At 74.0% G+C, this 14,423-nt stretch carries 12 protein-coding genes and 1 tRNA gene; 11 read left to right on the forward strand and 2 right to left on the reverse strand.

Annotation, left to right across the window (positions count from 1 at the left end):
- Positions 1–59: 59 nt before the first annotated feature.
- The 8 genes from ACWEMJ_RS08715 (at position 60) to murQ (ending at position 7,761) form a co-directional block, all read left to right on the forward strand.
- A complete protein-coding gene (locus ACWEMJ_RS08715; RefSeq protein ID WP_452136252.1) occupies positions 60–992 on the forward strand; it encodes a 3-oxoacyl-[acyl-carrier-protein] synthase III C-terminal domain-containing protein in 933 nt (310 codons plus the stop codon).
- A 109-nt stretch (positions 993–1,101) separates the two neighbouring features.
- Positions 1,102–1,482: an acyl carrier protein gene (locus ACWEMJ_RS08720; RefSeq protein ID WP_452136253.1), complete on the forward strand. Its 381-nt coding sequence runs from the start codon at positions 1,102–1,104 to the stop codon at positions 1,480–1,482.
- 3 nt (positions 1,483–1,485) lie between these two features.
- On the forward strand, positions 1,486–2,343 hold the full coding sequence (locus ACWEMJ_RS08725) for a hypothetical protein (RefSeq protein WP_452136254.1): 858 nt from the start codon (positions 1,486–1,488) through the stop codon (positions 2,341–2,343).
- Positions 2,340–3,065: a 4'-phosphopantetheinyl transferase family protein gene (locus ACWEMJ_RS08730; RefSeq protein WP_452136255.1), complete on the forward strand. Its 726-nt coding sequence runs from the start codon at positions 2,340–2,342 to the stop codon at positions 3,063–3,065. The genes ACWEMJ_RS08725 and ACWEMJ_RS08730 overlap by 4 nt, the downstream gene beginning before the upstream one ends.
- Positions 3,062–3,943: a hypothetical protein gene (locus ACWEMJ_RS08735; protein WP_452136256.1), complete on the forward strand. Its 882-nt coding sequence runs from the start codon at positions 3,062–3,064 to the stop codon at positions 3,941–3,943. Before ACWEMJ_RS08730 ends, ACWEMJ_RS08735 begins: the two co-directional genes overlap by 4 nt.
- A 5-nt stretch (positions 3,944–3,948) precedes the next feature.
- Positions 3,949–5,586: a condensation domain-containing protein gene (locus tag ACWEMJ_RS08740; RefSeq protein ID WP_452136257.1), complete on the forward strand. Its 1,638-nt coding sequence runs from the start codon at positions 3,949–3,951 to the stop codon at positions 5,584–5,586.
- A gap of 121 nt (positions 5,587–5,707) precedes the next feature.
- The gene (locus tag ACWEMJ_RS08745; RefSeq protein ID WP_452136258.1) at positions 5,708–6,649 is read left to right on the forward strand and encodes a DUF5996 family protein; all 942 of its coding nucleotides are present in this window, start codon (positions 5,708–5,710) and stop codon (positions 6,647–6,649) included.
- A 164-nt stretch (positions 6,650–6,813) separates the two neighbouring features.
- Positions 6,814–7,761 carry an N-acetylmuramic acid 6-phosphate etherase gene (murQ, locus tag ACWEMJ_RS08750; RefSeq protein ID WP_452136294.1) on the forward strand — a complete coding sequence of 316 codons (948 nt, stop codon included), beginning with the start codon at positions 6,814–6,816 and terminating at the stop codon, positions 7,759–7,761.
- Between the two features lie 11 nt (positions 7,762–7,772).
- On the opposite strand, the gene ACWEMJ_RS08755 is transcribed toward murQ, so the two are convergent.
- Positions 7,773–9,842 (reverse strand): SpoIIE family protein phosphatase, encoded by a 2,070-nt coding sequence (locus tag ACWEMJ_RS08755; protein ID WP_452136259.1) that lies wholly within the window; start codon positions 9,840–9,842, stop codon positions 7,773–7,775.
- A 284-nt stretch (positions 9,843–10,126) separates the two neighbouring features.
- On the opposite strand from ACWEMJ_RS08755, the gene ACWEMJ_RS08760 reads away from it, so the two are divergent.
- The gene (locus tag ACWEMJ_RS08760; protein ID WP_452136260.1) at positions 10,127–11,383 is read left to right on the forward strand and encodes a sensor histidine kinase; all 1,257 of its coding nucleotides are present in this window, start codon (positions 10,127–10,129) and stop codon (positions 11,381–11,383) included.
- Between the two features lie 23 nt (positions 11,384–11,406).
- Here ACWEMJ_RS08760 and ACWEMJ_RS08765 read toward each other — a convergent pair whose 3' ends face one another.
- Positions 11,407–12,051, reverse strand: a complete 645-nt coding sequence (locus ACWEMJ_RS08765; RefSeq protein ID WP_452136261.1) for a response regulator — start codon at positions 12,049–12,051, stop codon at positions 11,407–11,409.
- Between the two features lie 95 nt (positions 12,052–12,146).
- Between ACWEMJ_RS08765 and ACWEMJ_RS08770 the strand changes: the two genes are divergently transcribed.
- Entirely contained in the window at positions 12,147–13,982 is a 1,836-nt protein-coding gene (locus ACWEMJ_RS08770; protein ID WP_452136262.1) for an AMP-binding protein, read from the forward strand.
- A gap of 356 nt (positions 13,983–14,338) precedes the next feature.
- Positions 14,339–14,419, forward strand: a tRNA-Asp gene (locus tag ACWEMJ_RS08775).
- Positions 14,420–14,423: the final 4 nt, after the last annotated feature.

Consider the following 14,423-nt stretch of genomic DNA (forward strand, 5'->3'; position numbering starts at 1 on the left):
GGAACCGAGCGCCGGAGATCCCTTGTGCGGGCCGGTGAGGCGTGGGAATACTAGCCCGCGTGACCGCTCTGGAAGCAGTCGCCGTCCACCTTCCGCCCGTCGCCGAACCGATCGAACTGGTCGGAGCGCGCCTCGGACTGACGGACCGTCAGATCAGGCTCTTCCGCCGGTTCCACGGCCTCGACCAGGTCAGGGTGGACCACGACGGAGACCTGACCGACCTGCTCACCACCGCAGCGAAGGCCCTGGCCCCGCTGCCCGGAAACGAACACCGCGTGAAGTACGTGCTGCACGCGCGCAGCCTGCCGATCGCGGCGCCCTACCCGCACAACCCGCTGCACGAGGTGCTCGGCCGTCTGGGGCTGACGTACGCACGTGCCTTCACCATCACCCACCACGCCTGCGCCGGCTCCCTGCTGGCACTCGACGTGGCCGGTCGGCTGCTGGCGGCAGACCCCGACCCCGAGGCGCTGGCGTTGATCCTGGCGGGCGAGAAGACCTTCACCCGGGACGCCCGCATCGTCCCGGACACCGCCCTGTTCGGCGAAGGGGCGGCGGCCGCCCTGGTGCGGGCCGAAGGCGAACACGACCGCGTGCTGTCCTACGCGGTCGACCAGCGCGGCGAGTTCGACGGGCGACTCGCCGCCGATCCGGAGCTGATGGCGCGCTACCAGCGCAGCTATCCGGAACTGATGACCGCGGTGATGGAAGCCGCGCTGGACGAGGCCGGCGAGAGCTGGGACTCGATCCGGCTGCTGCTGCCGCACAACGTCAACCAGATCTCCTGGCAACGGATCTGCCGCCGCATCGGGTACCCGCCCGAGCAGGTGGTGCTGGACAACGTCCCGGCGGTGGGGCACAGCTTCGCCGCCGACATCCTGCTCAACCACCACACCGCCACCCGCCGCGGCCTGCTCCGCCGCGGCGACCGCTACCTGGTCGCCGCGTCCGGACTCGGCGCGACCTTCGCCGCCATGGTGCTCCAGCACTGAGGCACGCCCCGATCCCGGGGTGCCCCGGCGAAGGACCCGCGCCGAACGGATGCCGCCCGATCGCCGCACCCGGCCCGCACTTCCCGGGCCCCGCCGACAGGGATTCGCCATGACCGACCCGTCCCCCTCCGCCCCGCCGTCCGGCCCGCCCGCCGACCCCGACCTGCCCGCCGGTGACGCCGACGCCGCACCGCCCGCCGACGCCGCGCCGCCCGCCGACGCCGTCGACCCCGAACTGCGCGGCCGCGCCCTCGACGGGATCCTGCTGCTGCTGCCCCGCGTCCTCAAGCGCGAACTGCCCCAAGTCACCGAGAACGCCTGCCTGTTCGACGAAGTCGGCCTCACCTCCGCCGCCACCCTGGAACTCATCCTGGAACTAGAGGACCACCTCGACGTCCAGATCGACGTCGAAGGCATCGACCAGGACGACCTCCGCTCGGTCGGTACCCTGGCCGGCTTCGTCGCCGGACACGTCATCGCCGAGGACTGAACCGTGCGCGTCCACGGACCGCGGCCCGCCACCACCCTGCCGCGCACCGCCTCCCCACTGCGCCTGACCACCGCCCACGCCCTCGACCTGCCCGGCGACTCCCCGCTCGCCGCCGACCCCGACCTGCGCACCTTCACCGCCGACCTGGCCCGCCCCTACGGCGTGGCCCTCGACGAGGACGCGCTCACCGGGGCCCGCGGCCAGTCCTACGCGGCACTCGCCGAGCTCGCCGTGCGCCGCCTGGTGGACGCGTCGCGCCCCGTCGACCTGCTGGTGCTGGTCTACGCCACCCCCGACGTCCGGCCCGGCCAGTCGGTGGCGATCCAGCTCGGCGGTGAGTGCCCGGGCGAGCCGCTGTCCTTCGCGCTGTGCGACGAGGGCGCCGGCGGCGCCTTCAGCGCGCTGCGCATCGCCGACGCCTACGCCCGCACCGGCGGCGCCCGGCGCGCCCTGCTGATCGCCGTCGAACAGGCCGACCTGCACCACCGGCCGCACCGCTCCGCCCGGCTGCCCGACCGGCACTCCGCCGCCGCGCTGCTCTGGGAGGCGGCCGGCGGCGGCCGCCCGCTCCGGCTGCTGAACAGCACCACCGCGGCGGCCGGGATCGAGGACGTGGCCGCCGAACTGCCCGAGGACGCAGTGCTGGTGCTCGGCCCCGGACTCGCCGACGCCGAGGTGCCGCACCCGGTGGAGACCCGGCGCGCCCGCCCGGGCAGCCCGTACACCGGCGGCTGGGCCGCGCTCGGCGAAGCCCTCGCCGACCCCCGGCTCGCGGGCCGTCCGCTCGCGCTCGCCGACCTGGAACCCGAGACCGGCCGCCTCGACCTGGCCTGCTGGGCGCCCGAGGAGCCCGCCCGATGACCGAGATCTGGCTGATCGAGGCCGACATCACGCCCGAACAGGCTCTCGCCGCATTGGAGTTGCTCGACCCGGACGAGCGCGCCCGGGCCGCCCGCACCCCCGACGGCCCGCACCGCCGCCGCTGGATCGCCGCCCACGCCGCCGCCCGCCGACTGACCGCCGCCGTCGCGGGCATCCCGCCGGAGCGCGTCCGCTGGCGGCGCGGCCCGCACGGCCGACCCGAACCCGTCGGCCTGGCAGCCGAGTTGAGCGTCAACCTGAGCACCGCCGGCCGCTGGGCGCTGTTCGCCGTCCAGCGACGGGCCCGCGGCGAAGGCGAGATCGGCGCCGACCTGGAACCCGTCCCGCCGGACAGCGCCGCCGCCCGGCTCGCCCACCGCTACTACCGGCCGTCCGAAGTCAACGGCGGCGCAGCCGAGTTCACCCTCCGCTGGACCCGCAAGGAGGCGTACGCCAAGGCCCATGGCGGCCGCCTCGCCGACGGGCTGCGCACCCACGCCGGACCGGTCGACGGCCCCGGCCCGCACCGGATCGACGGGCCGCTCGGGCCCTGCACCGTCCACGACCTGCCCGCGCCGTCCGGCCACCGGGCCGCCGTCGCCCGCACCGGCACCGTGCCGCTCCGGCCCCGCCTGCTGTGCTACCCCGCCGACCCGGCAGGCGAGTTCGGCACCCCCCTCCCCGCCGCTGCCGGCCGGCCCGACCCCGAAAGCAGACCATGACCCGCCACCCCGACGACGCCACCCCGCTGCCCACCGAGGCCCCCGGCGTCCAACTCCAGCCCGCCGCCTACGAGAAGCTGCTCGTCGCCCTGCGCGGGTCGATCGCCCGGCTCGCCGCCGACGAGCCCTTCGAGCGGCTGGTCGTGCCGCCCGTGATCTCCCGCGCCACCATCGAACGGGCCGGCTACGTCGCCTCCTTCCCGCACCTGCTCGGCACCGTGCACAGCTACACCGGCAACGCCGCCGACTGGCGCCGACTCGCCCCGCTGATCGCCGAATCCGGGCCCTGGCACCTGCGGCAGACCGTCTCCGACCTGGTCCTGCTGCCCGCCGCCTGCTACCCCGTGTACGCCGGCCTCACCGGACGCGAACTCGGCGAGCACCCCGCCAGGTTCAGCGTCGAAGCCCAGTGCTTCCGGCAGGAGGCCACCGCCGAACCCGGCCGCCTGCGCACCTTCCGGATGGCCGAACTCGTCACCGCGGGCACCCCCGACCACTGCCTCCACTGGCGCGAACACTGGCTCGACAGGGTCACCGGCTGGCTGGAGGCGCTCGGCCTCAAGCCGACGGTCGAACTCGCCGACGACCCGTTCTTCGGCGGCGGCCGACGCATCTACCAAGCCGCCCAGCGCGCCCAGGAGTTGAAGTTCGAACTGCGGGTCGAACTCGCCGCCGGACACGTGCAGGCGATCGCCTCCGCCAACATCCACAAGGACCACTTCGGCGAGGCCTTCGCCTTCACCGCCGACGGCGGCCCCGGCCACACCGCCTGCACCGCCTTCGGCCTCGACCGGATCGCCCTGGCCCTGCTGCACACCCACGGCCCCCGGCCCGTCGACTGGCCCGAGGCCATCAGCACCGCCCTGAACGGAGACTGATCGCGTTGTCCCAACCGCAAGACGTCGCAGTGCAGTTCAGCGTCGAAGGCGTCGACGCCGAGGGGCCGCTCACCCTCGGCCAGGACAACATGATCCGCTGCCTGCGCCACGACGAACCCTCGCACATGAACAAGCAGGCCACCTGGACCGTCCCCGCCGGCGTCGACCTCCCCGCGGCCCTGGCCGCCCTGCGCACCCTCGCCGAACGGCACGCCGCCCTGCGCACCGTCTTCCCCGGCCCCGCCGACCGCCAGCCCGAACGCCAACACGTGCGTCACCAAGGCGAGTTCACCGTCCGGCTGATCGAACTCGACCACGACGAGGACCCCGCCGAACGCGCCGAACGCTTCTGCTGGGACGGCCGCCGCCGGGCCTTCGACCTGGCCTCGGAATTCCCGCTCAGATTCGCCCTGCTCACCCGCCACGGCACCCCTGTGCTGCTCGCCGTGGTCATCTGCCACGCCCAACTCGACGGCGTCGCCACCGGGTTGCTCTACCAGGAGTGGCTGATCCTGGCCGCCGGAGGCACCCTGCCGCCGCACGCCGCACCCACCCCGATCGAGGTCGCCGAACAGGAACGCTCCAGCTCCGGACAGCGCCGCACCCGCGCCGCCCTGAGGCACTGGGAGCACATCCTCACCGACCGGCCGTCCGCCGTCTTCGCCGACGACCGGATCGGCCCCAACGACACCCTGCTGCCCACCCTCGGCGTCCGCTCCACCGCCGGCGCCGCCGCCCTCGCCCGCGCCGCCGCCCGCACCGGGGCCTCCAACTCGGCCGTCCTACTGGCCTGTTACGCCGCCCTCGCGGCACACCGGGCCGCCCGCAGCACCGTCGTGATGGCCGCGCTCTCCGCCAACCGCCACCGCCCCGGACTCGCCGACCACATCGGCACCCTCGCCCAGGACGCCCTGCTCGCCGTCGACACCGACTGCCCCGACCTCGACACCCTGATCGGCCGCACCCAGGCCCAGGCCCTGTCCGGCTACTGGCACGCCACCTTCGACGCCGAACGGATCTGGCAGCTCATCGAGGACACCGCCCACCGCCGAGGCGCCCGCTTCGCCCGCCACGTCGTCGTCAACGACCTCAGCACCACCGTCCCCGCGAGCGTCGCCGCCGCCCGACCCGACCCGGCCGTCGAACCCGACCTCGCCTGGTACCCCGCCGAACCCACCCCCACCCGCCTGATGCTCAACATCTGGCGCACCACCGGCTGCCTCGAACTCACCCTGCACACCCACCCCGACGTCCTGGACCGCGAAGAGACCGAACTCTTCGCCCACGCCCTGCTCCGCCTCCTCGACCTGGCCGGCCACCGCACCGTCCGCCTCGGCCCCGACGGCGAACTCGCCGACCTGACCGGCCTCCCCACCGGCCGCCGCGACAAGGCCCGCTGGCAGCAGATCGGCGCCAACTGGATCGACCTGGACGCCGTCGCCGACCTGGTGCGCGCCGCACTCGACGACGCACGGAACGTCGAAGTGCACTACCAGGACGGCGAATTGACCGCCACCGCGGACTCCTCGACGACGCCCCGGCAGGCCCACGCCGCCGTGATGGCCGCCCTCCCCGGCCACGACACCGCGATGGCGCCGCACCGCTACGTCCTCACCGGCGGCACCGGTACCGGCCGGGACTGACCGGCGGCACCCGGGCGGAGCAGTCTGCGCACCGCCCGGGCGCGTCGCGGCCGGGCCCCGAGCAGCACGCCGCCAGGATGGGACGCGACACCGTCCCCGATTCGTCCAACCGGAGCGCGCCATGGACCTGTTCCCGCCCCTGCCCCTGGAGTCCTGGCGGGACACCAAGGAGACCCTGCACCGATTCGCCCAGGTCATCGGCAAGATCCGGTTGGCCGGCAGCCCCCGCCGCAACCACTGGTGGAACGTCCCCTTCCACCTCACCGGGCGCGGCATCACCACCCGCCCCACCGGCCCCACCCGCGGCGGCGACGCCTTCACCATCGACTTCGACTTCACCGACCACCGCCTGTACATCCGCACCCTCGACGGCGCGGAGGACTCCTTCCCGCTGACCGGCCGCTCCGTCGGCGACTTCTACCGCGACACCCTGCGCGCGCTGATCCACCTCGACATCGACATCGTCCCCGACCACCCCTACCCGTACGACCTGCCCGACGCGCACCGCCCGTTCGCGGACGACGACGAACACCGCAGCTACGACCCGGCCGCCGTCACCACCTACTGGCACATCCTCAGCCAAGTCGCCCTGCTGCTGGAGGAGTACGCCGCCGGATACTCCGGCAAGACCAGCCCAGTCCACCACTTCTGGCACACCTTCGACCTCGCCGTCACCCGCTTCTCCGACCGCGAGATCGACCAGCCCGCCGCCGACCCCGTCACCCGCGAGGCTTACTCGCGCGAAGTCATCAGCGCCGGCTTCTGGTTCGGCGACAGCAACATCCCCGAACCCGCCTTCTACTCCTACACCGCCCCCGAACCCACCGACCTCACCACCCGCCCCCTGCACCCGGCCACCGCCTCCTGGACGGCAAGCCGGGGCAGCCACCTGGCACTCCTGCGCTACGACGACGCCCGCGCCGCCGCCGACCCGTGGGCGACCGCCCTCGACTTCCTCGACTCCGCCTACCGCGCAGGCGCCGAACTGGCCGGCTGGGACCACAAACGCGAATGCCCGGGCGGCGTCACCGACACGGTCCTGCGCACCGACCCGCCGGCGTAGCGGCCCCTGCGCCGCTCGGGTCAGAACAAGTGCAGTATTCGGAGGGGGAGTTGGGGCCGGGGCGCGACGGGAGGGCGACCCCGGCCCAGTCCGGTCGGCCGCCGCGCACCGCGGCCCGGAGGCTAGGCTCGGGCCCTGTGAACGGCACCCCGGACCCCACTGACCTGCCGACTTCGACCGACGGCCAGGCCCCGACCGACCACCGGGCGGCATTCGCCGTCCTGGCCACCGAGGCCCGGCGGGCCGAGTACGCCGACATCGACCTGCTGCCGACGCTGGAGATCGCCCGGCTGATGAACGCCGAGGATCGCACCGTCCCGGACGCCGTCGCCGCCGCGCTGCCCGCGATCGCCGCCGCCATCGACGCGATCGCCGAACGGATGGGCCGCGGCGGCAGGTTGATCCACGTCGGAGCCGGAACCGCCGGCCGGCTCGGCGTCCTCGACGCCGCCGAATGCCCGCCCACCTTCAACACCGCACCCGGCCAGGTCCGCGCCCTGATCGCCGGCGGACCCGCCGCCGTCACCGCCGCCGTCGAGAACGCCGAGGACGACCGCCGGGCCGCCGTCGCCGACCTCGACGCGCTGCGCCTGACCGCCACCGACACCGTCATCGGCATCTCCGCCTCCGGCCGCACCCCCTACACCCTCGCCGCCGTCGCCCACGCGCGCGCCGCCGGCGCCCTCACCGTCGGCCTGTCCGGCAACCGCGGCTCCGCCCTCACGGCCGCCGCCGAGCACGCCGTCGAGATCGTCACCGGACCCGAACTGATCGGCGGATCAACCAGGTTGAAGGCCGGAACCGCCCAGAAGCTGGTGCTCAACATGATCTCGACGATCACCATGATCCGGCTCGGCAAGACCTACGGAAACCTGATGGTCGACCTCCGCGCGACCAACGAGAAGCTCCGCCACCGCAGCCGCCGCGTCGTCGCCCTCGCCACCGACGCCGAACCGGCCGACGTCGCCGCCGCCCTCCACGCCACCGGCGGCAAGGTCAAGGACGCCGTCCTGCTGCTGCTCGCCGACCTGGACGCCGCCACCGCCGCCGCGCTGCTCGCCCGGTACGGCGGCCGGCTGCGCGAGGCCCTGCGCGAAGCGATGGCGAACTGAGCCCCGCCGCTTCAGAGTTGCTGCTCGGCCCAGATGGTCTTGCCGCGCGGAGTGTGCCGGGTGCCCCAGTTCCGGCACAACTGCGCCACCAGCATCAGGCCCCGGCCGCCCTCGTCGAAGGTGCGCGCCCGCCGCAGGTGCGGGGCCGTGCTGCTGCCGTCCGACACCTCGCAGATCAGCGTCCCGCCGTCCCGGATCAGCCGCAGACCGATCGGCGGCAGCCCGTAGCGGACCGCATTGGTGACCAGCTCGCTGACCACCAACTCGGTGACGAACGCCGCCTCTTCGAGCCCCCACTCGGCGAGCGCCGCCGCTGACAGCTTGCGGGCCCGCGCCACCTCCGACGGGTCGCGCCGCAACTCCCAATCGGCGACGTCCTGTTCGTGCAGCGCCCGGGTGCGGGCCAGCAGCAGCGCCACGTCGTCGCTCGGCGCGTCCGGGCCCAGCGTCGCCGACAGCACCCGGTCGCACAGCTCCTCCAGCGAGCCCGCAGGCTCGCTGAGCGCCGAACCCAGCCCGTCCAGGCCCAGCGCCGGATCGCCGCGCAGCTCCGAGGCCCGTAGCAGACCGTCCGTGTACAGCGCCAGCACACTTCCCTCCGGGACGGCCAACTCCACTGCCTCGAAGGGGAGTCCGCCGAGGCCGAGGGGCGGTCCCGGCGGCAGCTCCGGGAACGACACCGTGCCGCCCGGCTCTACCAGCACCGGGCCGGGGTGGCCCGCTCTGGCCATCGTGCAGGTCCGCGCGACCGGGTCGTACACCGCGTACAGGCAGCTCGCGCCGACCGCGCCGCCCGCCCAGGCGGCGGCGTTCTCCGACAGCTCGTCCAGATCCACCCGCAGCACCAAGTCGTCGAGGTGGGTGAGGAGTTCGTCCGGCGGCATGTCGATGTCCGCCAGCGTCCGCACCGCCGTCCGCAACCGCCCCATCGCCGCCGCCGCGGGCACCCCGTGGCCCACCACGTCGCCCACCACCAGCGCCACCCGGGCGCCCGACAGCGCGATCACGTCGAACCAGTCGCCGCCCACGCCGTCCCGGTCGTTCACCGGCAGATAGCGGAACGCCACCTCCACCGCCGCCTGGGCGGGCGTCCGGGCGGGCAGCAGGGAACGCTGCAACGCCAATGCGGTGTCCCGCTGTTGGGTGTACTGGCGGGCATTGTCCACGGACAGCGCCGCGCGCGCCGTCAACTCCGTGGCCAGCACCAGATCGTCGTCGTCGAACGGCTCCGGCGAACGGTGCCGCAGGAAGATCGCCACCCCCAGCGTCACCCCGCGCGCCGTCAACGGCACCATCAGCGAGGAGTGGATCCCGAACTCCGCCGCCGACCGCTGCCGCTGCGGCTCACGCTGCATCCAGTCCTGCTGCCTCGGGGCCCGCATGTCCGTCCGCAGCGGCCGGCCCGAAGCCAGCACCTGCGCCATCGGCGACTCCGGAAGGATCACATCGCGCGCGCCCGTGGGCACCGCCGACTCCGGACAGCCCGGCAGCACCGACTGCTGGGCCACCCGGTAGAACACCAGGCCCGCGCCGGACGGCGGGCCACCACCGAACACCGGATCCAGCAGGTCCACACCGACGAAGTCCGCGAAACCCTCCGTCGCGACGTCCGCCAACTCCTGCGCGGTGCGCTGCACTTCGAGGGTCGAACCGATCCGCAGGCCCGCTGCGCCGAGCAACGCCAGCCGCCGCCGGGCCAGATCCTCCGGGTGCGACGCCTCCGCGGACACCTCGGCGAGCGCCGCCGGCGGCTCGGCGTCCAGCGGCTGCAAGGGCTGCGCCGACACCACCCAGGTCCGCTCGGCGCCCGCCGTCCGCACCGGGACGAGCGCCAACTCCACCGCCACCGGCCCGCGTTCCGAACGGACCAGCCGCACCATGCCGGTGAACGGCTCGCCCCGAACCACCGCGCGCAGGACGGCGACCGGCGCGTCACCGGCCAACAGCTCGAACGCCGGCCGGCCCAGCACCCGGCCTGCCGGGAACCCCGACACGCGCTCGGCGGCCGCCGACCAACCCGTGATCGAACCGCCGCCGTCCACCGTCGCGGTCGCCGCGCGGCCCGGTACCCGTGTCGCCATGTCCGCACATTCCCCTTCGGAGCAGCAACCCCCAGGCCCTCCCCTCAGCATCGCGCCGCGACGCAGCGGCCTCAAACCGCCACGCCGAACGGCCCCGGGGTCCGCCGGGCACCTGCGGGCAGGGGCCGCGAGCCGACCGGCGCAGGGCGGCGAAGGCCGGAGCGGGCCGACGCGGGGCGGCGAAGGCCGACGCGGGCCCTCGCAGCCCGGAGCAGGTCGTGGCGATGATCGGACGGTGCGATCAGCAGACCCGGCCGGGCATATGGACCGGTACGCTGCCGCGCATGAACGGCGGTGGCAGAAGCGAACGGGAGGCCGAAGTACTGGCCGCGCTCGCGGAACTGGACCGGCTCGAACGCGAGCGCACCCACCGGATCGGCCTGCTGGACGTCCGCAGCACGCTGCGCGCAGTCGCCGAACGGGCCCGCACCGAGCACGGCTTCGAACTCGGCCTCGGCGGACTGGTCGAGGGCCGCGACCTGGTCCTGCGCGCCTGGTCAGGCACCCTCCACACCACCCTGCACGACCTGCGCATCCCCCTCGGACTCGGCCTCGGCGGCCGGGTGGTGGCCGTCGGCAGCGCCGTCGCGGTCCGCGACTACTACCGCTCCAGCCGGATCACCCACGACTTCGACCAGCAGGTCGGCAGCGAAGCCGTCACCGGCATGGTCGGCCTCCCGATCGGCACCGGCCCCGCCCGCGGCGTCCTCTACGGCGCCATCCGCGACACCGGGCAGATCGGCGACACCGCCATCGACGGCCTCACCCGCCTCGCCCACCTCGCCACCCTCGCCGTGGACGTCGCCGACGGAGCCGCCACCCTCGCCGACGCCGCCGTCACCGGAGAACGCCGCCGGATCGCCGCAGAACTCCACGACGGCGTCGGCGCCATGCTGTTCGGCCTCGGCAGCACCGTCCGCGACCTGCGCGCCGACACCGCCCAACACCCCGAACTCGCCGACCGCCTGCACCGCCTCGAACGCGAACTCGGCCACGCCGCCGCCACCCTGCGCGCCGCCGTCGCCCGCCTGCACCGCGACCGGCCCGCCGAACCCGACACCGGGCACCTTGCCGCCGACCTCGCCGCAACCCTCCGCGGCTTCGAACAACGCACCGGCACCCCCGCCACCTTCGTCCCCATCGGACCCGCGCCCCGCCTCGACACCGAACGCGCCGCCCTGCTCCGCCGCACCGTCGCCGAGGGCCTGCTCAACGTCGAGAAGCACACCCGCGCGGGCTCCGTCGCCGTCACCCTCACCCACGACGGCCACCGCCTCGACCTCGCCGTCATCGACGACGGCCCCGGCCCCGAAACCAACCGGAAACCGCTTTCCCACCCCAACGGGAAACCGCTTTCCGCACCCCACCCCGCCACCGGCGCGGGCCTCCCCGAACTCCGCGCCCACTACGAACGCCTCGGCGGCAACCTCCACCTGCACAGCGACGAGGACGGCACCACCCTGCGCGGCGAACTCCCGCTCCCCGCCCGCCCGTCCCCGCCGCCGTCCCCGCCACCGGCTCCGCTCCTGCCGCAGGTCTGACCGACCGGCGCGCTCGCCCGGGGTCAGAGCAGCTGCTCCTGCTGCGCGCGACGGATCGCCTCGACCCGGTTGCGGGCGCCGAGCTTCTGCATCGCCGTCTGCAGGTAGGTCTTGACGGTGTTCCGGGTCAGGCCGAGCTCCTCCGCGATCTCCGGGTTGGTGCGGCCCGTCGCGGCCGACCGGATCACGTCGTACTCGCGGCGGCTCAGCGACAGGCGGAACAGCCGGGCCTGCAACTGGGCCGGCCCCGAACCGTTCAGCCGGGGATCCAGCACCCGCCCGCCGGCCGCCGCCACCCGCAGCTGGGCGACCAGGTCGGTGTCGGTCACATCCTTCAGCAGACAGCCGTGCGCACCCGCCGCGAGCGCTGCGGACAGCGCGTTCCGGTCCTCGAACGCGGTGAACAGCACCACCCGCGCGTCCGGCGCGGCCGCCCGCAGCAGCGGCACCGTCCGCGAACCCGGCAGGTCCGGCAGCCGCAGGTCCAGCAGCACCACGTCCGGCCGCAACGTCGCCGCCAGCGCCACACCCTCGCGCGCCGTCCGGGCCGACCCGACCACGGACACGTCCTCGGCCCGCCGAATCAACGCGGACACGCCGTCGCACACCACTGGATGGTCGTCGACCACCAGGACCCGTACGGTACGACCAGTGGAGCCATCCGCCATCCGAGCGAACTCTCCTCTCCAGGTGGGGGGACCGCAGGCCCACGGCCAGCGGAAACATTGGGTGCGACGGTAACTGAACACAGAGGGGTCAGGCCATGGGCTCAGCCGAGAACGTCCAGAACAACGAGCAGCCGCCGTCCGGTCGAAGCACCGGCCCGGGCACCGGTGCCCGCCCGGCTGCCGGCACCGGCCCGGATGCCGGCACCGGCGCCCGCCTCGACCGGGCCGCGTCGGCGGCCAACTTCCGGACCGCCCGCGAGGTGCTCTGGCAGCACGCCACCGACTACGACACCGCGTACCGCACCTTCGCATGGCCCGAGTTGGGCGAGTTCAACTGGGCCCTCGACCACTTCGACCCGATGGCGCGCGGCAACGACCGGCCCGCCCTGTGGGTGGTCGAGGCCGACGGCAGCGAGCGGATCCACAGCTTCGACCAGCTCGCCCGCCGCTCCGACCAGGTCGCCAACCACCTGCGCGAACTCGGCCTCGGCCGCGGCGACCGGGTACTGGTGATGCTCGGCAACGTCAGCGAACTGTGGGAGGTGATGCTCGGTGCGATCAAGCTCGGCGTGGTGCTGATCCCCGCCACCCTGCTGCTGTCCGCCGAGGACCTCGCCGACCGCCTCGAACGCGGCGAGGTGAGCGCCGTGATCGCCGCCGCCGAGGTCGCCGACCGCTTCGCCGGCCTCCCCGGCGCCCCGCTGCGGATCGCCGTCCGCGCCGACCACGGCACCGGCCAGGTACCCGAAGGCTGGCACGACTACGCCCAGGTCTCCGCCGCCGCCGAGGAGTTCACCCCCGACGGCATCACCCTCGCCGACGACCCGCTGCTGCTCTACTTCACCTCCGGCACCACCTCCAAGCCGAAGCTGGTCGAGCACACCCACGCCTCCTACCCGGTCGGCCACCTGTCCACCATGTACTGGATCGGGCTGCGCCCCGGCGACGTGCACCTCAACATCTCCTCCCCGGGCTGGGCCAAGCACGCCTGGAGCAACCTGTTCGCGCCGTGGAACGCCGAGGCCACCGTCCTGGTGTTCAACTACGGCCGGTTCGACGCCCAGCAACTGCTGGAGGTGATCTCCCGCTGCCGGGTCACCACCCTGTGCGCGCCGCCCACCGTCTGGCGGATGCTGATCCAGGCCGACCTCGGAGCACACCGCACCGAACTGCGCGAACTCGTCGGCGCCGGCGAGCCGTTGAACCCCGAGGTGATCGAACAGGTGCGAGCCGCCTGGGGGCTCACCATCCGGGACGGCTTCGGCCAGACCGAGACCACCTGCCAGATCGGCAACAGCCCCGGCCAGCCCGTCAAGACCGGCTCGATGGGACGGCCGCTCCCCGGCTACCACGTCGCCCTCCTCGACCCGGACGGGAAGCCCGCCACCGAAGGCGAGTTGAGCCTCGACCTGGCCCGCCGCCCGCTCGGCCTGATGCGCGGCTACCGCGGCGACGCCGAACGCACCGCCGACGCCATGCGCGACGGCCACTACCACACCGGCGACGTCGCCGCCCGGGACGAGGACGGGTACATCACCTACGTCGGCCGCGCCGACGACGTGTTCAAGGCCAGCGACTACCGGATCTCGCCGTTCGAGCTGGAGAGCGTCCTGATCGAACACCCCGCCGTCGCCGAGGCCGCCGTCGTCCCCTCGCCCGACCCGCTGCGGCTGGCCGTCCCCAAGGCGTACGTGGTCCTGGTCGACGGGCGCACCCCCGGGCCCGAACTCGCCCGCGACATCCTCGCGTTCACCCGCGAGAAGCTCAGCGCCTACAAGCGCATCCGCCGCCTCGAGTTCGCCGACCTGCCGAAGACCATCTCCGGCAAGATCCGCCGCGTCGAACTCCGCACCCACGAGGCCCGGCGCACCGACGACCGCAACCCGAACGAGTACTGGGACAGCGACTTCCCGGAGCTCCGCCAGGGGTGACGGGGCTGCCGAGGTGCCCGGGTACCCGGCTGCCGGGCCGGTCGGTGTAGGCGGCTGGGCCGGCAGCGGGTCGACCGCCCGGCGCGTGACGGGAAAGCGCTTGCTGCACGCCTTGATCGCTGCGATCGGGTGGCGGGGAAAGCGCTTTCCCCGGGCTGTGATCACCGTGATCAGGGGGTCAGGTAAGCGCTTTCCCCAGTCCGTGATCGCCGCGATCAGAGGGGCTGGCAAGCGCTTTCCCGATGCCCTGACCGCCGCGATCACGCAGCGTGGCAAGCGCTTTCCCGGCGCCCGGAGGAGGGCTGCGGGAAAGCGCTTGCCGACCACCCCGTGCGTACCGATAGCATCCCTGTCACCTCACGGGCATAGCGCAGAGGCAGGCGCGCCGTCTTGTCAGGACGGACCACACCGGTTCGAATCCGGTTCCCGAGAGGCCAGGCG

The sequence above is a fragment of the Kitasatospora sp. NPDC004531 genome, from assembly GCF_053602195.1.

Coding starts and splice junctions, on each gene's coding strand:
- ACWEMJ_RS08745 (WP_452136258.1), top strand. CDS start 5,708: ATGGACCTGTTCCCGCCCCTGCCCCTGGAGTCCTGGCGGGACACCAAG.
- ACWEMJ_RS08755 (WP_452136259.1), bottom strand. CDS start 9,842: ATGGCGACACGGGTACCGGGCCGCGCGGCGACCGCGACGGTGGACGGC.
- ACWEMJ_RS08770 (WP_452136262.1), top strand. CDS start 12,147: ATGGGCTCAGCCGAGAACGTCCAGAACAACGAGCAGCCGCCGTCCGGT.
- ACWEMJ_RS08720 (WP_452136253.1), top strand. CDS start 1,102: ATGACCGACCCGTCCCCCTCCGCCCCGCCGTCCGGCCCGCCCGCCGAC.
- ACWEMJ_RS08760 (WP_452136260.1), top strand. CDS start 10,127: ATGAACGGCGGTGGCAGAAGCGAACGGGAGGCCGAAGTACTGGCCGCG.
- ACWEMJ_RS08730 (WP_452136255.1), top strand. CDS start 2,340: ATGACCGAGATCTGGCTGATCGAGGCCGACATCACGCCCGAACAGGCT.
- ACWEMJ_RS08765 (WP_452136261.1), bottom strand. CDS start 12,051: ATGGCGGATGGCTCCACTGGTCGTACCGTACGGGTCCTGGTGGTCGAC.
- ACWEMJ_RS08735 (WP_452136256.1), top strand. CDS start 3,062: ATGACCCGCCACCCCGACGACGCCACCCCGCTGCCCACCGAGGCCCCC.